General features: G+C 55.1%; 18 protein-coding genes. 2 read left to right on the top strand and 16 right to left on the bottom strand.

The window, feature by feature from the left end; all coding sequences use genetic code 11:
• Window positions 1–22: 22 nt before the first annotated feature.
• The gene (locus ACH50O_RS17270; RefSeq protein WP_446808990.1) at window positions 23–2,509 is read right to left on the bottom strand and encodes a TonB-dependent siderophore receptor; all 2,487 of its coding nucleotides are present in this window, start codon (window positions 2,507–2,509) and stop codon (window positions 23–25) included.
• 460 nt (window positions 2,510–2,969) lie between these two features.
• Between ACH50O_RS17270 and ACH50O_RS17265 the strand changes: the two genes are divergently transcribed.
• Complete coding sequence (locus ACH50O_RS17265; protein ID WP_446808989.1) at window positions 2,970–3,875, top strand: IS110 family transposase; 906 nt, start codon at window positions 2,970–2,972, stop codon at window positions 3,873–3,875.
• A 79-nt stretch (window positions 3,876–3,954) separates the two neighbouring features.
• Here ACH50O_RS17265 and ACH50O_RS17260 read toward each other — a convergent pair whose 3' ends face one another.
• From ACH50O_RS17260 to ACH50O_RS17190, 15 genes are all read right to left on the bottom strand, one after another.
• Window positions 3,955–4,965, bottom strand: coding sequence for a FecR family protein (locus tag ACH50O_RS17260; protein WP_446808988.1), 1,011 nt, complete (start codon window positions 4,963–4,965; stop codon window positions 3,955–3,957).
• 89 nt (window positions 4,966–5,054) lie between these two features.
• Complete coding sequence (locus tag ACH50O_RS17255; RefSeq protein ID WP_446808987.1) at window positions 5,055–5,561, bottom strand: RNA polymerase sigma factor; 507 nt, start codon at window positions 5,559–5,561, stop codon at window positions 5,055–5,057.
• A 284-nt stretch (window positions 5,562–5,845) separates the two neighbouring features.
• Window positions 5,846–7,072 (bottom strand): PepSY-associated TM helix domain-containing protein, encoded by a 1,227-nt coding sequence (locus ACH50O_RS17250; RefSeq protein ID WP_446808986.1) that lies wholly within the window; start codon window positions 7,070–7,072, stop codon window positions 5,846–5,848.
• A gap of 370 nt (window positions 7,073–7,442) precedes the next feature.
• Window positions 7,443–9,905, bottom strand: a complete 2,463-nt coding sequence (locus ACH50O_RS17245; protein ID WP_446808985.1) for a TonB-dependent siderophore receptor — start codon at window positions 9,903–9,905, stop codon at window positions 7,443–7,445.
• Between the two features lie 152 nt (window positions 9,906–10,057).
• On the bottom strand, window positions 10,058–11,032 hold the full coding sequence (locus ACH50O_RS17240; RefSeq protein ID WP_446808984.1) for a FecR family protein: 975 nt from the start codon (window positions 11,030–11,032) through the stop codon (window positions 10,058–10,060).
• Window positions 11,033–11,092: 60 nt separating this feature from the next.
• Window positions 11,093–11,608, bottom strand: coding sequence for an RNA polymerase sigma factor (locus ACH50O_RS17235; protein ID WP_446808983.1), 516 nt, complete (start codon window positions 11,606–11,608; stop codon window positions 11,093–11,095).
• 336 nt (window positions 11,609–11,944) lie between these two features.
• Entirely contained in the window at window positions 11,945–12,319 is a 375-nt protein-coding gene (locus ACH50O_RS17230; protein ID WP_446812167.1) for a TonB-dependent receptor domain-containing protein, read from the bottom strand.
• A 156-nt stretch (window positions 12,320–12,475) separates the two neighbouring features.
• On the bottom strand, window positions 12,476–14,836 hold the full coding sequence (locus tag ACH50O_RS17225) for a TonB-dependent siderophore receptor (RefSeq protein WP_446808982.1): 2,361 nt from the start codon (window positions 14,834–14,836) through the stop codon (window positions 12,476–12,478).
• A gap of 98 nt (window positions 14,837–14,934) precedes the next feature.
• Window positions 14,935–15,891 (bottom strand): FecR family protein, encoded by a 957-nt coding sequence (locus ACH50O_RS17220; protein ID WP_446808981.1) that lies wholly within the window; start codon window positions 15,889–15,891, stop codon window positions 14,935–14,937.
• 115 nt (window positions 15,892–16,006) lie between these two features.
• Window positions 16,007–16,528, bottom strand: coding sequence for an RNA polymerase sigma factor (locus ACH50O_RS17215; RefSeq protein WP_446808980.1), 522 nt, complete (start codon window positions 16,526–16,528; stop codon window positions 16,007–16,009).
• 560 nt (window positions 16,529–17,088) lie between these two features.
• Complete coding sequence (locus ACH50O_RS17210; protein WP_446808979.1) at window positions 17,089–19,449, bottom strand: TonB-dependent siderophore receptor; 2,361 nt, start codon at window positions 19,447–19,449, stop codon at window positions 17,089–17,091.
• Between the two features lie 110 nt (window positions 19,450–19,559).
• Window positions 19,560–20,570 (bottom strand): FecR family protein, encoded by a 1,011-nt coding sequence (locus ACH50O_RS17205; RefSeq protein WP_446808978.1) that lies wholly within the window; start codon window positions 20,568–20,570, stop codon window positions 19,560–19,562.
• Window positions 20,571–20,615: 45 nt separating this feature from the next.
• Window positions 20,616–21,143: an RNA polymerase sigma factor gene (locus ACH50O_RS17200; protein WP_446808977.1), complete on the bottom strand. Its 528-nt coding sequence runs from the start codon at window positions 21,141–21,143 to the stop codon at window positions 20,616–20,618.
• Window positions 21,144–21,314: 171 nt separating this feature from the next.
• Window positions 21,315–22,535 (bottom strand): PepSY-associated TM helix domain-containing protein, encoded by a 1,221-nt coding sequence (locus ACH50O_RS17195; protein ID WP_446808976.1) that lies wholly within the window; start codon window positions 22,533–22,535, stop codon window positions 21,315–21,317.
• A gap of 148 nt (window positions 22,536–22,683) precedes the next feature.
• On the bottom strand, window positions 22,684–23,904 hold the full coding sequence (locus tag ACH50O_RS17190; RefSeq protein ID WP_446808975.1) for an exo-alpha-sialidase: 1,221 nt from the start codon (window positions 23,902–23,904) through the stop codon (window positions 22,684–22,686).
• Window positions 23,905–24,220: 316 nt separating this feature from the next.
• Here ACH50O_RS17190 and ACH50O_RS17185 point away from each other — a divergent pair, with 316 nt between their 5' ends.
• Window positions 24,221–24,751 (top strand): DUF3016 domain-containing protein, encoded by a 531-nt coding sequence (locus ACH50O_RS17185; RefSeq protein ID WP_446808974.1) that lies wholly within the window; start codon window positions 24,221–24,223, stop codon window positions 24,749–24,751.
• Window positions 24,752–24,902: the final 151 nt, after the last annotated feature.

Below are 24,902 nucleotides of genomic sequence, written 5' to 3'. Positions count from 1 at the left end.
TGCTTGCATCCAATACAAACGCTTAAAACTCCACCTTGATCGATCCGATAGCTGTCAACGGTGCACCTGGAGCAACACTTAAACGGGGGGTTACGTTGGACTCAGGATCGGTCGACTCGTAATAGCGCTTATCGAGTAGATTGCGTAGATTGAACTGTGCGGTGACCCGAGTTTTGTTGATTTCCCACCGGTATGCGGCGAAAGCATCCATTCGCACATAGCCAGGCAGTTGAAAACTATTGGCCAAATCGCCTTCGCGCGCGCCCGCAGCTATACCGCCCAGACCGAAGCTTAAGCCTTTCAATGCCGCATGCCCGTTCATATCGTATTTTATCCACAGACTACCGGAATGCTCTGGAACGTTAGCCAAGCGATGGCCAGCCGTATCGCCGGCATAATCTTTAATGACGCGTGCATCCGTAAACGCATAACTGCCGATCAAGCTCAAGGCATCCGTCAAATGTCCCGTTATATCAAGCTCTATGCCCTGACTGCGTTGCTGGTTGGCTATTTTATCGAACGGGTTGGGCGTACTGTTATCTGGAACCAGGATGTTATCTTTGGTGAGATGGTAGTAGGCCAAGGTTGCCAATAAGCGGTCATCGAATCCTTGGGTTTTCAAGCCGGCCTCAAACTGCTCGCCGATTTGCGGGTCAAAGGTCGAACCATCAGCGGCTGGTGCGTTATTGGCACCGAACGAGGTGGTCCAGTTGCCGTAAACTGCCAACTGTTTAATGGGTTGAAAAAGTATACCGACGCGAGGACTAAAACCCTCGTCTTTGCGCGATGGTAGGGTAGCCTCTGCGTCGGCAAATGAAGCCATGTACGATGAACCGGTTTCCGCCCAATCGTATCGACCACCTCCTAAGATATGCAATTTATCCCACAGAGTAATGTGATCCTGAAAATAGGCGCCGTACCAGTTGTTATTAAAAAACGCAAAATTGTCGGTGGTGCAGCAATTGGGTGGTTGCGATAAGGTTTGTTCAATAACTGCAGGATTTATTCCGTAGCTGGGCCAAGGATTGTAAATGTTGATATTCAGATCAGGATTGGCGTCGTTGAATTCACCAACATAATGGTACTTCATCGTCGCCTGAAAATAATCGAACCCCACCAACACATCGTGCTTGGTCGAGCCAAGCATGAACTTTCCGGTCAAATCCAGATTGGTAGTGTAGAGATCGGTATCGGCTGTTTGACCGAATATATTGCGTTTAAGCGTCCCGTCGGGGAGCAAGGCGTCTTCGGCGGGGCCAAACGCCGGCGTTGGATTAACCATATAGTCATGCGCTTCGTTAAAGCTGGCTAGAAAGCGATTATGTATCGCCCAGTCGTCGTTAAAATGGTGATTAATTTCCGTGCTCAGATGCGTTTTGGAGATACTACTCATAGGAATATTGGGATCGTTCAATGACCGACTGATTGGTATCGACGCAGGACGATTGCCAATGACTGGAATGCCGAAATCTGATCGATAGTCCTGATCGAATCCCTCGACGCTTAAGGTCATATCTGTTCTATCGGTCGGTCGCCAAGTGACACTAGGGTTGACCAACACTCGATCAGTGGACACAAAATCTCTGAAAGAATTTGCGTTTTGATACGCACCGGTAAAACGATAGAGTACCGATTTGTCATCGGTTACTGGGCCGGTGGCATCCCACTGCGTGCGGTAAAAATCATACGAACCAAATTGTTGTTCTAATGCGTAATACGGGATATCTAGCGGCTTTTTGGTAGTGATGTTGACAAGACCACCGGGTTCGATACGACCGAATAGAACCGCAGCAGGGCCTTTTAGCACCTCGACACTTTGTAAATTGCCTGCATCTACTTCGGTCGGTTCGCCATCACGGATAGACAGCAAACCGTTTCGATATACCCTGGCATTGTGAAAACCGCGAATGATGAAACCATTGCCATATCCCAATGAAGGCTGTGCTCGCACACCGCTGACATTTTCCAACACATCTTTAAGCCGTGAACTTTTTTGGTCATCCATCACTGCTCTCGGGACCACCTGAACCGATACTGGTGTATCGAAGATGGGGGTATCGGTTTTGGTGGCAGTAGTTGTCGTGGTCCGATTGTAGCTTGAGTTGTAAGGGTCACTGTCCGCATAGCCTGCTTTACCGGTCACCATGACTGCAGGCAAAGTCGTCGATGACTGTGACTCGGTTCTCGCCATCTTTTCCAGCGTCACAGTATTACCGTTGCTGAACCGATATTGCAGCCCAGAGCCGCGCAGCAGATTTTGCAAAGCCTGTTCCGACGTATAACTGCCTTTTAATTCCGGTGCGGTGATGTGTTCGGCAATGTCGCCTTCATACAGCACTTGCAAGCCGGTTTGCGCAGAAAAATGCGTCAGGGCCGAGGACAGCGCTTGGGAGCGGATATCAAAGCTTTGCGCGGTTTGCTCGGCAGCTAGGGTAATAGTGGACGTCAACAGGCCGGCAGCAAGCACTGCATAGAATGGGCCGCGACAAGCTGGTACGGGATATTTCATGCGTCTATCTCCTTGGTCGATGGATGGTGTTACCGACAAAGACGACGCGGGTTTGGGTTTACCCTTAGTGCTGAAAAAATATTTTTTATAGTCGTTAACTATTTATTAATCCGGTCTTGTGAAATTTTAATATCCGTTCGCCTTGAACTTGTCGAAAGGCTGCTTGTGCTTCGACACGCTTGTATGGTAAAGCTTAAGAGAATCGGGGAGACTTTGGGTGTCGGGATGGAGGGACGTCGACAGGTATCTGCTAAGACAGACCACGCTGAGAATTCATCCCATCGCGTCTTCCAGAGTCGATGAAGAATCTAGCGGTTTAACCGCCGATTTGTGCACAAGCTTACTCGGTAGACGCACCACCCCGACTCTCTTATTTTTCAACAGGTGGAGGACGTATGACAAGCGAAATGTTGATCGGTATCGATGTACCCAGAGGGCATAAATAGCAAAAGACGAGCTGGTGATTGATTCAGAGCAGGGTTTGCTGACGCTTGCCAATACGGCAGAGGCCATTGATGCCTGGCTGAAGACGTTACCGACCGAGAGTTATATTGGTCTGGAAGCCACCAGCGATTATCATCAACTCCTGGCAGAGCGAGCGGTATCCAAGGGCATGGTTGTCTATGTGCTGAACCTGCGGGATATGCGCCATTATGCCCTTGGTTTGGGCCGACGGGGCAAGACGGATCGAGTGGACGCCCAAATGATCCGGCGATTTATCACCGCTGAACGGGGTCATTTACGATCCTATCAACCCGCTTCGGCGATCCAGCATCAATTGGCTTTACTGCAACGGCGTCGAGCGACTGTCGTCAAGCACCGCCAAGCGTTGCAAAAAGCCCTGCGAAGCGTGAACGAACTCGAAGCGCCACTCGTTGACACCTTGGCCGCCTTGGACGTTTTGCTGAAGCATATCGATCAGCAATTGGATGACTTATTGGCTTTACAGCCCGCACTGAAAGCCGAGGCCCGGCGTCTTGAAAGCATACCGGGTATTGGCCGGCAAACCTCAACACAGCTGGCTGTCTTGTTTGACCGAGTCCCGTTAAGCCGTAGCGATGCTGCGGTAGCCTTTGTCGGGCTGGATCCACGAGCCTGTGATTCAGGACAAAAGCGGGGCCGCCGACGCCTCTCTAAACGCGGACCCGGCGAACTGCGAAGAGTGTTGTACAACTGCGCCCAAGCAGCCGCCAAAACCGCTGTGTGGAAACCCTATTACCAAGTGTTACGAGCCAGAGAGTTCTCGGCAACCCAGGCACTGGTGATTATCGCCAGAAAATTATTACGCATCGCATTCTCGCTTTGGCAACAAGCCGGTGCCAGATTCGACGCTCAAAAAATAGACTGCCTCAATAATGCGGCTTGACAAAAACCATAGAATCTCAGCACGAACGGTTAAAACATTTAAGGGCCGGTTCAATAGCGCAAGCTGCCCACCGACCACGTCAATATAAAAGCACCAGATCCCCCGGCATCCGCAAGGATTTGGCTTGAAGCGTTGTTGTCAGCGCGGCCAGCACCGCATCGGGGTCGCCGTTGTTGAAGACGCCGTTGACGACGCGTTCGGCCAACTGCGGATTGACAGCGACAATACGGCCTCGACGATAGCGGTTAACTTCTTCCAACACTTGCGTCAAAGGCTGACGATGAAACACGGTTTGGCGCCGCCGCCAGGCCAGCGCATCGTCGTTATCGAGCTGAGCCACGGCTTGCAGCCGGCCTTGCCGATACTCGGCTTGTTCGGCGGCATGCACCAAAGCCTTGGCGCTATCGGCGCCGACCTCCACGGTGCCTTCGCTAACGACGACGCTCAGCTCGTCGGCGTGCTTGCGGACGCTGTAGGCGGTGCCCACCGCGCGGGCGGTCGCTTGGCCGCCGTCTACGACAAACGGCCTTTGTTTATTGGGCGCGACTTCGAAATAGGCTTCGCCGCGTAATAATTCGATCTGGCGCAAGCTGTCGCTATAACGGACTACCAAGGCCGTATCGGTATTCAAGGTCAGCCGCGAGCCGTCCGCCAGCTCGACGCTGAGTTGTTGGCCGGCAGCGGTATGGTAGTCGCTGCGCCAGTTTTGCCATTGTTCAGGCAGCCGCCAGCCGGCCACCAGCAGCAACAGCCCGAGACAACCCAAGGCAACCCGGTGCAGGGCTCTGCCACTTGCGGGTGCTGGCAAACGCCCCTCACCCAGCCCTTTCCCAGCGGGAGAGGGTTCCGTTTTGGTTTGGGCGGCATCCGCTTGCAGACGTTGCTGAACCCGCTTCGCCGGCTGTTGCAGCAAGTCCCATAGCTTGCGGGATTTATCGTAGGCGTCGGCGTGGCGGGGGTCGGCGTGATACCAAATTTCAAATTGGCGACGTGCTTCGTCGCTGACGTCATCCGCTTGCAAGCGGGCAAACCAGGCCAGTGCTTGGTCGGAAAGCGAACCGGAAGACGGGGATTGGGGCTTATCGGACATGGTTAGGGGCGCGAAGCGTAGAGCCGAGGCAGGCATGATGCCACGATTTTAGAATGGGGTTAAGTCGCATGATACGAGCGCGCGGCGCATCAAAAGAAATCGATGCGGTCTTTCAGGTGCTTCAAGGCCTTATGCATATGACTTTCCACGGTACGCGCCGAGATGCCAAGCTCGGCGGCAATTTCGGAGTAACTTTTGCCTTCCACGCGGCACGCCAAGAACACCTTGCGACATTGCGGCGGCAGTTCGTAGATGAGTGTTTCGAACAATTCCATTTGTTGTTGTCCCTCCAGCGTGCTATCCGGTTGCGGTTGATTGCAAGCGATATCCTCGCCGACCAGTCCGCCGTCGCGCTGTTCTTGCCGGGCTCTGCTGCGCAAGTGGTCAAGGGCCAGATTGTCGGCGATGCGAAACACGAATGCCCGCTGATTGGCGACCTCGCCGGCGGCGGAATAGCGGGCGATGCGCAAATAGGTTTCCTGGATCAAATCGGCCGCGGTTTCGGCGCAGTTGACCTTACGCGTCAAAAATTGCTGGAGTTCTTTCTGGTAGAGCAGAAAACTGGCCAGTAAATCGGAATCGGTGATTGCATCCATGAATACATAGTCGGCAATGAAACGTCTTCCGCAACAGCAATTTTTAAGCCACTAGCTTGGGAAGTCAGGGTTATACGGTAGTTGATTCATCAAGTTGGCCGCATTAATGGCGAAATCCTCGGAAGCTCAACGGCTAAAGTGCGGCATTTGACACACTTTTAAATCGCGCTTCCAGCCACCAATCGCGACTGACATCGGGACGAATTCATACCCCCCTTATTGCTGAAAACAAAGGCCCATCATGAAGCAAGCCCGTCGTTTCAGACCCTGATAATTGATCGGTTTCAGCCTTTCCGCTTGTGCCGGGTTGCGGCTTTCTGCCGCCAGCGGATCACGCCGGTGACAAACAACACCGGGCAAGCCAGTCCCGTGATAAAGACCACAATCCTTCCCGGCATGCCGAAGGCCTGGCCGGAATGCAGCGGCCATTGCCAATGCGTAAAGATTTCGCCGGCTGTGGCTGCCGGCAGGCTGGGATCGTCCAGATCCAGAATCTCGCCGCTGTAGCGGTCGATCACGGTACAGCGGCGTTGCAAGATGCTGCCGGGTGCGTCGACGCCGTCTTGGCAGACCGTGTAGGTTTTGCTTGGCTCGGCAGCGCCGTAAATCCAGTGTGGCCGGCCTTGCGGGTATTGCTTGACGGCAATCGCCAACGCTTTGTCCATACCAATAGCCGGCGCCACCGGAGAGGGCGGATTGGATTGAAACCAATAGCGGTAAGTCACCGGCGAAAACAACTCTAAAACCGGCACCACGTTATGCGGCAGCACCATGTATATCCCGGAAAATAGCACGGGGATCATCGCCAGCAATGTGTAAAAACCGCTGATTTTATGCAAATCGTAATTGAATCGCACCTTGCCGGCCCCGGCTTTAAACGTCAGCGCCTGCCGCCATTTGCCGGTCAACGGCCACCAGACGATCAGGCCGGTCAAAGCGGAGATGATCAGCAATGCCGCCGAGACACCGACGATGACGGCGCTGATGTCCTCGGACGGAATCAACAGCGCGTAATGCAACTCGAACACGCAATCGATGAAGGTTGCCGGCAGCCAATCGCCGGAGCGGGTCAGCAGCATTGTTCCGGTCACTTGCGCCGTGTATGGATTGACGCCAACAATCCAGCGTTCGTTTTCGGTGTCGGAGGTCGGAAATTGGTAACGCAGCTTGAAAGCTGCATTCTCGTTGCGCGGGTACACCGAAAACACGTGTTTCGCGGTGGGCGGCATCACGGTTTTGCCGGCGGCGAAAATTTCCGCCAGCGGCCGGTATTGTGCGTCGGCGGGGCGCTCAACTACCAACAAATCCGGATGCAGCCATTCGTCGATCTCGGCGTAGAACACCAGAAAACTGCCGGTGATGCCGTAAATCGACAGCAAAAATCCTAGGGTCAAACCCAGCCATAAATGCACGTCCAGCCAGCGTTTGCGGCGGGATTTCAGGCGGGACAAGACCCGGCTTTGCGGATTCGTCGGAGTGGTTGAGCGCGATTGTTGGTGAATGGCGGTCATGGTGATAGCAAAACGGTCAGGTGAATGGTGCGAAAAAGATGCGAGGCAAAACCGCCGCCTTATGAAAAATCTGATTGCGCCTATCTGCCGACTTCCGCGCACGCGGAAACCGGAAAAAACAAAAGGCGCCGATTCCTGAACAAGACGTTTTAGCCTGGGAAATCCCCAGTTCTTTTTTGCCGAGAGAGCGTAGGTTGGGGTTCCGACAGGAACCCCAACACGACAAGCTCAAAATTATTCTCCAGCTATCGGCAACAGGACATCAAAGTTACCGGTAATTTAGCGGCCAAAAAATGTTGGGGTTCGTTACCTCACCCCAACCTGCGGTCTAACGCCTAACACGACTTGTGTGGCGGCTCAACAGAGCAGCTTAATATTCCAACTTGATCGAGCCCATCACCGTCATCGGCTCAGCCGGCAAGTTGCTGCGCCGCGAACGCATCGCGAAGTATTCGGCATCGTTGACGTTGTTAATGTTGACCCGCGTAGTCAGGGTCGTGTCGCCCAATTTGCGCTTGTAAGCGGCCATCAGGTCCAGTCGAGCATAGGCGTGGTCGTAATAGCTGTTCGCTGCATCACCGTAGCGACGACCGGCGGTATAGACGCCGCCGCCGAAGCTGAAGCCGTTCAGCCAACCTTCGTTGACGTCGTATTTCAGCCACAGACTGCCTTGATGCGTCGGCGCGAATGGCAGACGATGGCCTATGTTGGCCGGCGAAGTTACGTCGTTGGTGATGGTGGCGTCGGTGTAGGCGTAGCTGCCTATCATGCTTAGGCAGCCGTAGATTTGACCTTGCAGGTCGACTTCGACGCCCTTGCTTTTGCCTTTGACTGGCACCGATTTGAAAATGTTGTCGCTGGCGGGGTCTTGAAAAAATTGGGTTCTTTCGAGATCGAAATAAGCGGCGCTGGCGGTAAATTTACCGTCGAAGAACTGGGTTTTCAGGCCACCTTCGAATTGGGTGGCGGTAAACGGTTCGTACAGCGTGTTGCCGCCGTCCGCGTAGTCGGCGGCCGGCCCAAACGACTCGGAAAAACTGCCAAATAACGATAGCCAGTCGGCCGGTTGATAAACGATGCCGACCCGCGGACTGGCCAGATCGTCGGTGCGGCTGGCTTGCTTGTAAGGGTCGTCGTTCCAACTCAGATATTGGTAGCGGTCTATCCAGTTGTAGCGAAATCCGCCGGTAACGTGCAGTTTGTTCCATAGCGTCAATTGATCCTGCAGATAAAACGCCTGGGAGGTGTATTCGGTCGCGATGTGGTACGCGTAGGGCGAGTTTTCGAATTGCGCGATCTGAGCTGCGGAGATCGTCGGCACATTGGGATCGAAAATATTGACGGTGCCGACCCGAATGTCGGTGACTTGGTAGTTCATTCGGTTGTTGTAGTATTCACCGCCGATCAAGGCTTTGTGCTTGATGCCGAAAGTCTCGAAGTCGGCGGTGCCGTTGACCCAGGCCGTGATCGCTTCGGATTTCTCCGGGCCGAACCAGGCGTTCCGGCGCACGTCGCCGAAACTGGGCCCGGGTTGCTCGTTGACGCGACTGAGATACACGCTACGCCAATACTTATCGTACTGCGATGATACCGCGCCAGCATTCAATTTGACGCGGTCGTTAAACCGATGGTCGATCCGGAAGTCGAACAAATTGTTGTGAGTGTTGTTTTTCATGTCGGGGCTACCGCCGTAGGTCCGCGAAATAGGCACTTGCGCCAGGCGGCTGCCGATCGCGGGAATACCGAAATCGTAGGCGTTGTTGTCTTCCAAATGCTCGTAGGACAGGGTTAATTTGGTGTCATGCGTGACGTCCCAACTCAGGCTGGGCGCGAAAAAGATCCGGTCATTACCCATGTTTTGACGAAACGATCCCGCATCCAGATACGAAAAATCCATCCGGTAATTCAAGCCGTGCGTCTCACTAAGCGGCCCGGTCGCGCTGGCTTCGGTGCGGTAAAAATCGTAGGAGCCGAAGCGTTGCTCCAACGAGTAGTAGGGCGTGGCGCTCGGCTGCTTGATAGTGGTGCTGATCATGCCGCCAGGATCGCTGAAGCCATACAACATTGCCGACGCGCCTTTCAAGACTTCCACCCGTTCGACGTTGGCAAGATCGAATTTGGTGAATGGAATGCGGATGCCGTTGCGGTAATTGGCCATCGTTTGCAAGAAGCCGCGCATCACGTAGTTTTCGAAATCGCCGCCGAACGGATGGTAGGACTGCACGCCGCTGACGTTTTTCAACGCGTCCTGCAGCCGGTAGGCTTGCTGGTCTTGCATCACGGTACGGGTAATCACCTGAATCGATGCTGGCGTTTCCATGATCGGCGTGTCGGTTTTAGTGGCCGTCGTGCTGTTGCCGACCGTGTAACTTTTATCGTAAGGATCGCTTGTATTGCTGGGCGCCAATCCCTGTACCGTTACCGCCGGCATGGTCGTGGCCGATTGCGGCTCCAGGCCCGTCGTCTTTTGCAAGGTAACTGTATTGCCGTCATTGAATCGATAAGCGATCTCCGACCCTGACAGCAAGCGTTTCAACGCCCCTTCCAGCGAGTATTGCCCGCTAAGGCCCGGCGAGCTAATGCCTTTGACCAACTCCGAGTTGTAAACAAACTGGACGCCGGATTGCTCGGCCAATGCACTGAGTGCGGAATACAAGGGTTGCGGGGCGATGTTGTAGTTACGGTTGTCGGCACTGGTCGAGGCGTTTTCGGCTTGAGCCGGCAATGGTGCCGCGATAGTAATCAAGCCAAGACAAAGCGGCAGTGCGCCAACTATCGTCGAGCGGCGGGCTCGGGTTCGATCTGTTCTGGTTGGGGTTCCGATTTTTTTCATGGTATGTCCTCAGTAAAGATGCGTTTTAGCTGAGAACGATTGGCGAATGGCGATGCCGTACTAATTTGTGTGCGGCAAATTGTCGCGGAACCGTCCCGTCGTAGCCCTTGGAAATGAAGGCTTATTTTGGTGAGTAGCGCCGCCGTCAAGAATTAGGATTTTAAAAATACAAAAGGCCCGGCTTGAACAATCTTGATGGGAATGGTGTGTTGCAGTGCTGCCAGCCAGGCGTCTATCTGTTTGATATCGACCGCAATATTGACTTCCCGCTCCGCCAGATTGTCGTCCAACAGCCGGATTTGGCAGCGCCGATAGCGGTTGATTTCGGCGATAACTTGTTTCAACGGTACGAAGTTCATCAGCAAGCGACCGCGCCGCCAGGCATCGGCGTTGCTTAATTCCACGGTTTGCGGCGCGCCAAGCGTTTCTGCGTTAAAAGCCACCTGCTCGCCGGGCTGTAGCGTGGCGCTGTCGGTTTGCGCGCCTTGCGCGGAAGGCCTGCTGCTGCGGACTTTGCCTTGTAGCAGCGTCACAATGCCGGCATGGCCGTCGTAACGGACGATAAAACGGGTGCCCAGCGCTTCGGTGGTGGTGGCGCCGGAAATTACGCGAAACGGCTTGTCGGCATCGTGCGCCACATCGAATTCCGCTTCGCCGCGCAGCAATTCGATACGGCGTTCGCTCGCATTGATCGTCACATCGGCAGCGGTGTCGGTATTCAGATGCATGACACTGCCGTCGGCCAAGGTGACCGAGGCTTGTTCGCCGATGCGGGTGCGGTAATCGGCCATCGGATGTTGCAGATAATCCGGATAAAAACCGCTTATCAGCGTCAGTAGCAGCGAAGCCGCCGCCGCAAAGCCCATACCCCGCCGCACTAAGACTGCACGGCGGTGCTTGGCCGCCAACGCTCGGCGCCTCTGCCGGTCGGCCAGCACGGGATTCGGCAGTTTTTGCCAAAGGGTTTCGATATCGAGATAGGCTTGCCCGTGCGCCGGGGATTGCCGCCGCCAACGCTCGAATTCGGCAAACGCAGCCTCGTCGGCGGCACCGGACGTCAGACGCAGATGCCAGGCAACAGCCTGTTGCTGCAAGATTTCGCGGAGTGCTGGGGGGGCTTCGTTCATCGGGGCCGTGGCATTGCGGAAAGATATTTACTATAACGATCAGCAGGGCTTAAAGCCATACTAGGCATCTTCGCTATTGACGGCCTGCCGGCACTGCAGCAAGGCTTTGGCCAACTGCTTTTCCACCCAGCTGGTGGATATTTTCAGCTGTTGGGCAATTTCTATATGGCTTAAACCCTCGATGCGGCTCAAATACAGAATCTCGGCGCATTGATCGGGCAGTTCCGCCAAAGCCGCTTGAATTTGCTGCAATTGGTCCTGGGCTTGCACGGCCCGTTCCGGCGCAGCGGAACCGTCGATTTCGGTTGCGTCGCCCAGATATTGATCCAGTAATTCGTGGTGGCGCTTTTGCGTGCGCAGATGATCGAGCGATAAATTGGAGGCCACGGTAAACAGCCAGGCCCGCACTTCGATCTCGTTGGCGGGCGGGGGTTTGAGCAGCGTCAGCCTCAGGAAAATGTCCTGAATCAAATCGGCGGCGGTATCCTGACAGCGCACGCGTTGTTGTAGAAAGCGCTGGATTTGCGGCCGGGTGCTTAGAAAAGTCCGATAAATATCGTGGTCTGAAAATGCCATGCGCGGGGAATTTGGCCAAAATCGGCGTTAATCGTGGCAAGCCACGCAGCAGAGTTTGTGCCAGAATCCGCATTCTCTAATGTTGCGACCTGTTCAGCCTTGATTTTAAACAGTGCTTTACGCCGCGGCTTGTCGAAACAGACGGCAAGCCACCGGAATAAACTGTGTGAAATGCCGCATTGATCCGAGATATAACCTGTTTTTTTGCGCTTAGAGCCTCCGGGCCTGGACCTGATTGCGCATCCAGTCCAGCGTATTTCCAGCAAGCGATGCGCTAGCTTAGCCGGAACGGAATGCCGGTAACAATTTGGGCCCGCTCAGTACCGGCATTGAAGTTTAAAACTCCAACTTGATCGACCCGAGCAAAGAACGCGGCGTGCCGATGGTGCGCGTACTGCTGGCGCCGCTCCAGTAGGCGTCCGGAAAGTAGGTTTTGTCCAGCAAATTGTTGACGTTGAGTTGCGCGGTAATTTTGGATTTTTCGACTTTCCAGGAATACGCGGCCAATAGATCGACCGTCGCATAGCCGGCGGTTTGATAGCCATTTCTAGAGCCGTCGGTGGCACCGTCGCGCATACTGATACCACCGCCGACTTTTAATCCGCGTAAATCGCCTTGCTGGAAATCGTAGGTGGACCATAAACTGCCGACCCGGTGGCATGCTTCTGAGGACTGGTTTGGCTTGAGGCTTACCGGGAATCTAGGGCGAATTTTTCCGCCGGGGTATCGGCGAAAAGCGTGGCATATGCCGCATGTTTGTCGGCGATATGCCCGATGTTCCCGATTTTTGGCGTTTGGTTTTTAAGCGTTTCCGTGCCGATAAACTCCGGGAACGATAAAATTCATCCGCAGTGCGGCCGGTTTGCGTTAGAACTCATACTTTAGCGAACCCAATACGTTAATCGGATAGCCTGGAATCGCGCCAAGGTTGCCGCCGTCCGAATTCGCGTAATACTGTTTATCCAAAAGATTGTTGATGTTCAACTGGGCAGTCAGTTTGTGCCGCCCAATCCTTTGGGTGTAGGCCGCCATCGCATCCAATCGCGCATAACCCGGGAGGATGAAGGTATTGTTGGCGTCGCCGGACCGTCTGCCGAGGGCTACCACACCCAAACCCGCCTTAAAGGCATCGTTGAACTGCCAGGTACCCCAAAGGCTGCCCTGGTGCCGTGGCACATTCTCCAGGCGATTGCCCTGCAAGCCGTCGAAATCTTCGATGTAATTGGCTTGAGTGTAAGCGTAGGTCGCTAATAGATGGAGTTGATCGGTAATTTGTCCAGCCAAGTCCAACTCGATACCTTTACTTCTGATTTTTCCCGCGAGTATCTGGAAATTCGGGTCGGCTTGGGTTGGGTCGTCGGTGAGTAGATTGCTTTTGGTCAATTCGAAAAACGCCAGCGTCGACGAAAAGCGTTTATCTTGCGACTCCATTTTTAGTCCGATTTCGTATTGTTTGCCGATCTGCGGTTCAAAGCGCTGATTGCTGGCGCTTACGCCGTTATTGGCGGAGAACGATTTTGTATAACTCCCGTAAATCGATAGCCAATCCTGAATTTGGTACAACAAACCGGCTCTGGGACTGAAGGCATTATCTTCAAGCGCTACCCGCCCAGCTTGAGCGGCGGCCAAGGAATTGGCAGAGAATCGCGAGCCCGTTGTGACGTTATCGTAGCGACCGCCCAGCAATAGATGTAGTCTGTCGAAGAACGTAATCTGATCCTGAACATAGGCGCCCACCCAGGATTCTTTGCGATAGAAAAAAGCATTGTCAGTTGTCAGCGCCGCAAAATCGACTTGGCCATACACCGGATTGAATATGTCGATAGCCGCTGCCGGACCGCTTCTTGCCGCTGACTCTGTTATCGCATGAAAACCATCCACACCGATTAACAAATCGTGCCGGCTGCCCAGGAGTTCGAATTTCCCGTTCAAATCGATATTGCCGGAGTGAGTCATCACGTCTTGCCCGGCGATTTGGGTGGAACGATTCAATAAGCGGTTATTGGCCTGCAAGCCGCCATAGTTGAAGAGCGTTGGCCCTGTCAGCGACCAGTCCTTAAACAGATAGCGTTGGGTTAATTTCCAGTCGTCGTTGAAACGATAGGTCCAGTCGAAGCCGACCAGCGCACTTTCCACTAACATGCGCTGCGGGCCATCCTTCAGTGTGCGGGTGATTGGAATGGCCGCCGGACGCCCGCCAATGGCCGGAATACCGTAATCGGAATTGAAGCGGTCATGCTTGTATTCCAGCTCAAGATTGGTCTCAAATTTTTCGTTCGGTCGCCAAGTGACCACCGGTGCGACAAAAAACCGCTCGTTACCGACAAATTCTCTGAAGGATTGATTATCGGTGTATGAGCCGTTCAGGCGATACAGCAAGGTTTTATCGTCATCGATCGGCCCGGTCGCATCGACCAAGGTGCGATATTGGTCGTAAGAACCGAACTGCTGTTGCAACGAATAATAGGGGGTAGCCAACGGTTTCTTGGTCACGTAATTCACCAAACCGCCGGGCTCGATGCGGCCATACAGTACCGCCGCCGGGCCTTTGAGGATTTCGATCTGCTCGATGTTGGCAATATCATAAATGTCCTGGCGGTTATACAAGCCGTTGCGGTAGGCGTCGCCGAAACCGGAGCCCGCCAAACCGCGAATGATGAAGTTATCGTACAGATAGCCGCCTCCAGTTCTACCCAGCACACCACTGACATGACCGTTCACGGCATCGGGCAGCGTCATCGACTGTTTGTCCGCCAGCACCGCCTTCGGCACGACTTGTATCGAAACCGGGGTTTCCATGATCGGGGTATCGGTCTTGGTGGCCGTGGTGGCGTTGGGGCGGTTGTAATCGGTATTGTAGGGATCGGTGGCGTCGTAAACCGTCTGACCGATAACATTCACCGGTTGTAACATCGTCGCGTCCTTGCCCGCCGCCTTGATCGATACCGAACCGTCGCCGGCAATCGCAAAACTCAGGCCGCTGGCCGACAGCAGTTTACTCAGCGCCTCGTTTAGCGTCATCGTGCCTCGTAACGCCGGTCCGCTGTGGCCGGCCACGCTATCGTGAGCGTAAAAAATTTGTACGCCGGATTGCGCCGCCAGTTTCGGCAGAGCCGCCACCAATGCCTGGGCCGGGATGTCAAAGCTGTAGGTGGTTTCGGTTGCCCGTACTTCGCAGGCTGAGGCCAACAGGGCGCCGAACAATAGCGGTTGTGTTAAAAACTTCATTCATCTTCTCCTTTTGCTGGGGTTTCCGGAATGAAACGCACCAAGCCGAAAAAGACGCCAAAATTTATTCGGGAAGCAGAGCGGGGGCCTATCGGAGGTCAGCGTCTGACCAATAGCGCCTGCCCCGGCGCGGGCCGCTGAATATTGACCGGCAAAGTCATCGCGATAATATTCAGCGCGCCGTCGAGATTACCGATATGGAAGGTACCGCTGACCTTGAGCTTGGCCAAGCTGGGGTCGGCCAAGCTCAAGCGCGTGTCATGAAAGCGTTCCAGTTCGCTTAACACGTCGTCCAAGCGGCGGTTTTCGAATACCAGTTGGCCGCGCAGCCAAGCAGTGAGATTGGCCGGACTGTCCGGGTTGTCCTGAAAATTGCCTTGAGCATCGTAGCTGAGTACTTGATTAGCGTTGATTTCCCGGCCGCCGTTGGTTTCAACTTTAACGGCGCCTTCCACCACCGCAACGGCTACCTGCCGGTTTTGCACCTTTACGTCGAATTGGGTACCAATGTCGACAATAGTGCCGTTACCGGCCTTGACCTCGAAGGGTTGTTGCGGGTTGTGAGCCACACTAAAAAATGCCTCGCCCTTGACCAGATCCACCGAGCGCCGCCAACGGTTGATACGCAAATTCAACTCGGTATCGCCACTCAGCTCCAGGCGCGAGCCATCGGCCAGTTGTAAAGTCTGGCGGTCGCCGCGTTCGGTGACATAGTGGCTGCGATGACCGTACCAGCCCTGTTCCGAGAAAGTTCCCACGCCCAAACCCAGCAACAAACAAGCGGCCAGCGCCAGTTCGGTAAAACGGCGCAAACGCTTGCGCGGGGGGCGGTAACTTAAGGCTTGTTGGCGCACCGGAAAATCCCCGCCCTTGAAACGATCCAGCTTGCGCCATTTGTCGGCCAATTGCCGGTAAATGTGTTGCCGGTCCTCGCCTTGCGCCAACCATTCCTGGAAGGCCTGGCGCTCTGCTGGCGTGCAGGCAGCCGAATCCAGCCGCAGAATCCACGCTATGGCTTGCTGTTGCAGATCGGACGAGGCTTCGGTTTTTGGCATGTTAAACAGGGGGCGATGGGTTGCGCTAAGCACAGGCATTCTATCCTTTAGCCGCCCGACATTTAAAATCCGGCATACGAGGCGGTGAAAAAATGGGCGCGCCAAGCATGACAGTTTAGTTGTCCAGCGAGCCGAAGCACAGCAGCACATGCTGCGCGGCAATGCCGACCAGTCTCACGGAATTGCGTTCGGAAATCCCCAGCCGATGGCCGATTTCCTTGTGCGACAGCCCTTCCAGTCGGTACAGCACGAAGGCGTTGCGGGTAGTCTCCGGCAGTTCCAATAAAATGCGGTTCAAGGATTGCAGTTCCTGTTCCGAGGCCAATTGATCCTCGGGCAACGGCTCGGCTGCCGTTATGTCATGCAGTGCCTGGTCGTCGCCGGTTTCGATATGAAAACGGTCGCGAACGCTCTGGCGGCGGTGTTGATCGATACTGAGATTGGCGATCGTGCGATACAGGAAGGCCCTGGCATTGTCGATCGACTCCGGTTCGGGATGTTGCATCAAGCGCAAATACGCTTCCTGCACCAAATCCTCGGCAAACTCATTGCCGCCGCGTAGGCCGGCAAAGACTCGGAGCTCATGGCTATGCCGCTGAAACAGCCGATCGAACAGCGATGGTTTGGATTTAGGCACTAACAAGTCTCGATGACACAATAAGTAACGGTCTGGGGCATAAACCCTTGCCGAACCAATTCCGGTTTGGCGGCGTAGGCAAAACGGAACACCGCGCAAAAAGCATTCCATCCGATCGAATCAAACTTGATAGATAGGTTTTAAATGCAATTACTTCTTTTAAAACAATTGTTTTAACTACCCGTAAAGATGCAATTTATGTTTAGACGACGAGGATTCTCGCGGAATCCGGTGCGGCATATCACGCAAAATCGCTTGTAGATACGTCAAATCACGCAGCGCTGGCCGCGTTGTAGATTTCATGGCCGGCATCAAAGTAAAAATGGTCAAGAATTAGGTTTATCCCGGTGTATTGTTGATTGCAGCAAAATGGCCGGCTACTAAGTGACTTTCGCGTCGATAGGTTTGACCCTGGAGGTGGAAGACATTTACAGCCGGGTCGATACTGCGATATGAACAAATTCAGGTGAGACGAGGTTTAAGGGCCACAGACGGGTGTGTTACTGTCCAAATGCGTGCCAAGGGCACGCTACCGTACCCCGACACACTTACTTGTTCGATCAAAACTCTAAACGCACCGAACCCATAAAGGTACGGGGCGTGCCCCAAAAGTTTCGGTCGGCCCTGCCGGTTTCGAAATACTCCTTGTCCAGCAGATTGTCCGCGTTGATTTGGGTGGTCAGCTTGGTTTTGCCGATGTGGGTTTCATAGCCGATCAGCGCATTGAAAATCGCGTAACCCGGCAATTGAAAGTTGTTGGTGTTCGATCCTTGTCTTTGCGAGCGGGCGACCACGCCGGCGCCGAACTTCAGCCCCTTCAACGCGCCGTCTTGCACGGTATAGGTATTCCATAGACTACCGCCATGCGCGGGCACGTTCGCGAGGCGATGACCTTCGTCGGTGCCGCCGTTGCTGACGATTTCCGAGTCGATGTAGGAATAAACCCCGATCACCTTCCAGCCCGGCAACATTTCGCCGGTCAGGTCCAATTCGTAGCCTTGATTGCGGGCCTTGCCGACGGCTTCGTAAAACCGAGTGCCGAATATCGGCGTGGCGATGTTTTGTTTGGTGATTTCGAAGTAAGCGGCGGTCAGATTGAGTCTACCGTCCAGCCATTCCTTCTTGAAGCCGGCCTCCCATTGCTCCGAGGTTTGCGGTTTGATTTTGGCCCCGCTGTCGCCATAGACGCCAATATTCGGCGCGCCGAAGCCTTGTATGTAGTTACCGTAAAGGCTGAACGACGGGATTGGTTGCCAGAGTATGCCGACGCGCGGCGTGACTTTATCCTCGTGATTAGTGTCCTTGATGCCGCTGCCGAAAGCGCCGAAATCCTGCCAGGAGTTGGCGTTGTCGTAACGCATGCCCAGTAATAGATGCACGTCGTAAGGGAGCTTGATCTGATCCTGCAAATACACGCCGAACCATTCGAAGCCCAAGTTGCCGACAGCGTCCAGCCGCGAAAGTAAATCCAGATTGCCCGAATAAACCGGGTTGTAAATGTCGATATCCGGCACCGTTTGCGGTGTCGGCCACGCAAAGGAATTTTCGAAGCTGAAGTAATCGCCGCCGATCAGCAAGGTGTGCTCGAATATGCCGGTCTTGAATTTGCCGGTCAGATCGGCGTTGGTGTTGTAAGTTGCGCCCAGGTTGTCGCGGACACCAAAATTGCCGCGATGCAGGGTTCGATTGTCGGCGTCCAAGCCGAGCGGCGCGCCGGGCAGATTCTCGTTATCTTCGGTGAAGTCGGCGAAGAAGCGGTGGCGGAAGGTCCACTGGTCGTTGAAGGCATGGCTCCAGTCCACGCCGAACAGGATGTCATCGCTGACCGCGCGGATATTCGGTTCGCTCAAATTGCGATTGCGCGGTAGAGCGGCCGGCCGATTGCCGATGCTTGGCGGGCCGCCGACGTCCGGCGCGGTGTCGTTGTGCAAATAGTCGATATAAAACGTGGCCTGGGTGCGGTCGCTGATGTCCCAATGCACGGTGGGCGCGAAGTAAACCCGCTCGCCTTCGATAAAGTCGCGAAACGAGCCTTTGTTTTCATAGGCCAGATTGGCGCGGTACTGAACCGATTTGTCGGCGGTCACCGGGCCGGTGGCGTCTATCGTGGTTCGATAAAAACGGTAAGAGCCGAATTGCTGCTGCAATGAATAATAGGGAGTCGCCAGCGGCGTTTTCGGCACCATGTTGACCATGCCGCCAGGCTCGATGCGGCCGTACAAAATCGAGGCCGGGCCTTTCAAGACTTCCACTCGCTCCAAGCCGGCGGCATCGCGCAAGCCGCCCTGAGTCCAGCCGGTCTCCAGCCGTACGCCATTGTAGTAGGGGCTGAAGTCCGCGAAGCCTCGTACCAGAAAGGTATCGGCGGTGCCGCCGTTACCGGGGCCCCCATAAACCCCGCTGACGTTTTTCAATGCATCGTCCAGGCGGGTGATTTGCTGGTCGTTGATCACCGATTTTGGGATGACCTTGACCGACAGCGGTAATTCCATGATCGGCGTATCGGTCTTGGTCGCGGTATTTGCGTTACGGACCTGATAATTCGAGTTGTACGGATCGTTCGTATCCACATTCGATTGGCCCACTACGGTTACCGCCCCTAATGTGGTGGCGCTGCTACTCGCGCCCGGTTTCAACGTCACCGTGCCGTCGGCGTTGATGCTGTGAATCAAACCGCTGCCGATCAGCAGTTTGCGGATGGCTTCCTCTATCGTGTATTCGCCTTGCAGGGCCGGGCTGGTTTTCCCGGCCGCGGATTGCTCCGCATACAGCATCGCCGTGCCGGATTGCGCGGATAGCTGTTGCAAGGCTGCGGCCAGGGGCTGGGCCGGGATATCGAAATGGCGTTTGCCGTCCTCGGCATGGGCTTGCGCCGAGATCAGCGCAATGGCCGTGGCGAGGCGTTTGATTGTCAATGTCATGCTCCATGTCTCCGTTATGATGGGGGTTCATAGGCATAGACGCGGAGGATAAAAAAAGCCGCCAACCCGCATCGAGTAAATTGCTGCGAGGTGCGGGGTTGCAAAAGGTTTTAGTGCTTGTCCGCAACCGCCTCCAGCACAATCTCGCGCTCGCCGACATGTTGAACACTGACCGGCAACAGCGTGGCTACCGCATGCAACATGCTGTCCAGTTGCTCGGTACGAAAGTTGCCGTTAACGCGTAATTCCGCCAATTTAGGGTCGGGCAGGCGGATTTGTACGTCGTGATAACGAGCGATTTCCGTCAGCACATCCGCCAGCCGCCGGCCGTTAAAAGTCAGCAACCCTTGGCGCCAAGCCGTCGCGGCGGCAATATCGCTTGGCGCGGCCGCGAAGAAACGGCGATCGTCGCTATAGGCTAATTGTTGCCCGGCTTTCAACTCGCGGCTTTCGCCCTGACCGGCCATTTCCACCACGCCTTCCTGTACGGCCACGCTGACCCGGTCGGCTTGTTTGTATACGTCAAAGGCGGTGCCGATATCGCGCACGCTGACATGGCCGACCCGCACCTTAAACGGCCTTTCGGCATCGTGTGCGACCTTAAAGAACGCTTCGCCGCGAATCAGATCGACATGGCGTTGCGCGTGATTGAAATGCACCCGCACTTCGGTGTCGGTATTCAATTCCAGTTCGGTGCCGTCCGATAATGCTACGGTCTGCCTTTGGCCCTTGCCGGTGTTGTAGCTATTCGGTAGTCCGTACCAGCCTTGCGGCGAGAATATTGCCAAACCAAGGCCCAATAACACGATTGCCGCCGCGCTGTAAGTTAGCCGGCGCCGCGCCGCCGGTTTACGCCCGGCCGGCCGGTAACGTAAGGCCGCGTCGCGTGCCGGAAAACTTTGTTGCTTGAAAGCTTCCATCCAGGCCCATTGCGCTTGTGCCTGACGATAGGCCGTTTGATGCGCGGGATCGGCCGCCAGCCAGTCTGCGAACGCACGCGCGCTTTGCGCGTCGGAGGGCGCATCGCGTAAGCGCAGCAGCCAGGCTATGGCTTGGTCGCGCATGGTTTGGTTGATGGGTTCGATGTCGGACACGCTGAGTGACTGGAAGATGTTTATCAAAAGCGCAGTTTACCGGACTTTATTCATAGACGGGACAGACGGTAATCACCGCCAATCCTGGTCCGGTTCGGCGCTGAGTTTGGCGCTGATATGCTGCATCGCCAGCATTACGTAGCGTTCGGAGCAACGTACCGAAATGCCCAAACGTTTAGCAATTTCGGCGTGCGAACAGCCTTCAATCCGATACAAAACAAAAGCATGGCGCCGAATCTCGGGCAATTCGTCCAGCCAAGCGGCAAATTTCTCCAGTTGTTGATGGGTTTGCCAATAATGTTCCGGCGATAATCCCTGGTCGGCAACATGCTCGATGTTTGCGTCGGGTTCATCGAAACGCTCGCGAGTTTCGCGGCGGCGATGGCGATCAACGGTCAGATTGGCGGCAGTCTGGAACAAAAACGCCCGAGGGTTTTGAATGGTTTGCGGCTCGGGATATTGCGATAGGCGCAGAAAAGTTTCCTGTACGATGTCGGTTACATCGGGTTCTCTCGGCCAACGGCCGCGCACAAAAGCGCCAATTTCATGCGCATGCTGTAGAAACAGCGCGTGGAGGAATCCCGGCGAGTCTTTGGACATTGAAGACGTTGCAAGCTTGCGAATAAAGTGACTCAACACAGCAATAAGCAAGCCAGACCGCCGCAGACCTTGGTTCGCAGCCGCTTCCAAACCGGATGCGGCGCTGGCGCCGCGGCATAAAATCAGTTTAACTGCGTGATATGACTTGTTGCGCGCCGATAGTGCGGCATATCACACAGTCCTCGCAAGCGCCTTTGCGCCGGCTCGGCGTTTTTGCAGCCAACGAATCAGGCCGGTGACGAATAGCAACGGACAAATCAGTCCGGTGATAAATACCAATATCCGTCCGGTCCAACCGAAAGCCTGTCCCGAATGCAGCGGCCACTGCCATTGCATGAACAAGTCGCCGCCGCTGCCGTGCGCGGCATCCTTGATTTGCAACAGTTTGCCGTCGGTACGGTCAATCACCAGGCAGCGTTCCGCCACCACATAAGGCTTTAGCTCCGGCACGTCCTGAAAGCAGGCGGTGAACGGGCTTTGTTCGGCGGCGCCGAGGGAGAAGTATTGAGCAGTGCCGCCAGGATAGCTTTGCCGGATTTGCCGCAAGGCCGAGTCCAGCGATACCGAACCGGTAGTCGCCGGCTTTGCCACTGGCTCCGGCGTCAGGGGCGAGAAGCATTCCACCAGCCAGCGGAATTGATTCGGCAAATTGAAATAAATCCCGGAAACCAGCAGCGCCAGCAACACGATCACACTGTAAAAACCGGCGGTTTGGTGAAGGTCGTGATTGAAGCGTTCGACGCTGGCGCGGCGCTTGATGCTGAGCACCCGGCGCCAGTTGCCGGTCAGCGGCCACCATAAAATCAAACCGCTGAGCGCCGAAATCAGAAACAGCACGCCCAGGATGCCGACCAAGGTACCGCCGGTGTCGCCCAAAAACAACGCGTAATGCAGCTTGAAGAAAAACCCGGCAAAGCTATGTTTTAGCGGGTTGCTGGCATGATAGAACGTTCGTTTTGCGGTCACTTGCGCCGTGTAAGGATCGATGCCTATCGAGAACGATTGGGCCTGTTCCGGCGGCGGACTGCTATTGGGATAGTAAAAACCGAACACATAATTGCCGGTTGTTGCTGCGGGTACTTGTATCGATAGCGAATCCCAACCCGGCGGCGCGGCTTCTCGGGCGGCGGCGATAATTTCGTCCAGGGATTTTGCCGTGCCGGGCGAGCTAGGCGATTGATAGAGCTTGGGGTTTAGTGCTTCGTCGATCTCATGCCAAAACACCAGCACCGAGCCGGTCAGCCCGATCAAAGCCAGAAAAAAACCCAGAGCCAAACCCAACCACAAATGCACTTGCAACCAAAGTTTGCGGCGGGCTTTTAGGCGGTGCAGGGTTCGGGTTTTACGGGTGGCGGGATTTTCTAAGTCCGTGTTGGCAACAACGCTGTTCATCGCAATAACCTGTAGGGGAATGGCATTACAGGTAAGACGTTTGAAAGCCGGTTTTTCCCACCATGGGGATGTAAATTTAGTGGCGGATCGTGTAAATCAATCGGCACCGGTATTCATTAACCGAGTTATTTATACCGGCCCCGCCTGCTCAGTCTATGGCTAAAGCGACCAAACGCACCTTCTTTTGTACCGGATCGGTCCAGGCGACGAAGGCTTGCTTGCCGACTTGGACCATGCTCAGATATTTGCTGGGCCATTTCGGAAAGCCGCCGCGATACACGGTGGTTTGCCGGCTGATTATGCCGTCGACTGTTACTTTTGCTACCCGTAATTCATCGTCCGGGCCGTTACGCCCGCGCCAGCTGACCAGGGCCGAGCCGTCCTCCAGCAGCAAGGCATTGGCGTAACCGCTGGCATCGGCATCCAACTCGATGGGCTGATCAAAATGCGCGCCGCCGTCGCTGGAGAACGCCAGTTTTACCCGGCCCTTGCCGTCCGCGGCTGTGAACCAGGCGGCCACGCTGCGGTTAGGCGCCATATCGATGGACGGCCCGTTGCTTGGGCAGCCGCCGATTACCCAACCGTCCGCATGCACGTTGGAAATTTGCGGATTGCCGTTGGCCTGCCAGCGCACGGCGCTTATGTCGCGGATTTCGCCGGCGGCATGGTCGCGGTAGACAGTGAGCAATTGCTCCCCCTGCGCGGCCGTATAACTGCGGCAGCAGGAGCAGACATCGTTATCCAAAGTCAGCGCCGGGCCGGCTTGCCAGTGTTTGTCTATAACCGTGGCCATTAACTGGTAGCGGTTGCTTTTTTGATCGGCCGCCGGATCGTGGTTGGCATTGCGCATATCGGTCCACACCAATGCCAGTCCGGCATCCGGCAAGGCGCTCAACGACAATTGCGCGTCGTAAACCCGCGCCTCATCGCCGTAAGGCCGTAACGCCGGGCTCCAGCTGAGACCGCCGTCTATGGAGCGGGCCACATAGATGTCGGCCGCGTAGCGATCCGTGGAATTTGCCACATACGGCATCCAGGCCGCGGCCAAACTGCCGTCGCTCAAGCCCAATACCACCGGCGGATCGGCCAATTTGCCTTCGACCTTAGTCACCGTTAATGGCAGACTCCAGCGTTTAGCTTCGAGGATGGCGAATTTGGCGGTACTGGTTTCGGCGTCGGTTTCCACCCAGCTGACGATCAAGTCGCCGTTTGCCGTCCGGGCCAGGTGATGTTGTTGGCTAGGGCTTTGGGCAGGGATTTGCAGTTCGGTTATCGGCAAGGCTTGCGGCGGTTTGGGGAATGCGATGTGGCTGATTAAACTCAGTAATAGCCCGCCGGTAATTTTAGAAAAGTTTTTGATGGTATTCATTTGGCAACCTCGGATAGAGGCAGGCAACGTATCCGTTAACTCTGCTGCGGAGTTAAGAATCGAACGGTTGCCCGGAAAAGTTCAAGGTTTGGTTCCAGGCCTCGCCTGGCTTAGATTCAATAGTTCGATCAAGACCGTGAGGATTATAAACTCGCCACGGCTTAGGCGGTATTCGCAAGACTTAACTCGATTACCCAAATTCGATGCGACGGCCGGGAAAGTGCTGCGGCGATAGATTGATCTCGACATGTTCAAGCAAAGAACTCCCGCAGACCTCGCTTGTCCGACTTAAATCGATCATATCCGGGAGGCCGCCGTGTCGAAGTTTTTGTACAAATCCGTTTTGGTATTAGTGGCTATGGCGGCGGGTATGCCGGTTCGGGCCGATATGGTGGTGCGTTTCGAGCCGGCGGAAACATTCACCGACTTCAGTCTTAGCGGCTCCTCGACGCCGGCCGTTCAGGAAGATCTGCTGAAACAGTTGCTAAAGCATTTCAAACAGCTGGCGGAGCGCTATTTGCCGGCGGGCGATGACTTGGAAATTGATGTTCAGGACATCGACATGGCCGGCGCGATGGAGTCTTGGCATGCGCCGAATTTTACAAATACCCGTTTTCTCCGCGATGTTTACCCGCCACGAATTACCTTGCATTACCTGTGGCGCGACAAAGCCGGCCTACTTAAGGCTGACAGGCAGGAAAAGCTGACGGATTTGAATTACCTGCTGCTGCCGGATGCCGCGCGTTTCAATAATAACGACCCGCTACGTTACGAGAAAGCCATGCTGGAGCGCTGGTTTCGGCAGACTTTTGGCACCAGCAATAAAGCCGGCGATATGAGCGGCTAAGTTGCTCGTGAATACCGTTCGCGCTTATCGAGGTGGTGTCCGTGCTTCGTCAAGCCCGGCTCGCATGGAATGCCGGTTTTTCTTGGGCTTACCGCATTTCCCGGCAGCTTGAGAAATATTTTCCAATCCATTGAACCTTGCCGCTAGTCGC

The organism is Methylomonas sp. 2BW1-5-20 (assembly GCF_052474515.1).
Note: the sequence above shows the minus strand (reverse complement) of the source record. Positions and strands in the feature narration are given on the sequence as shown.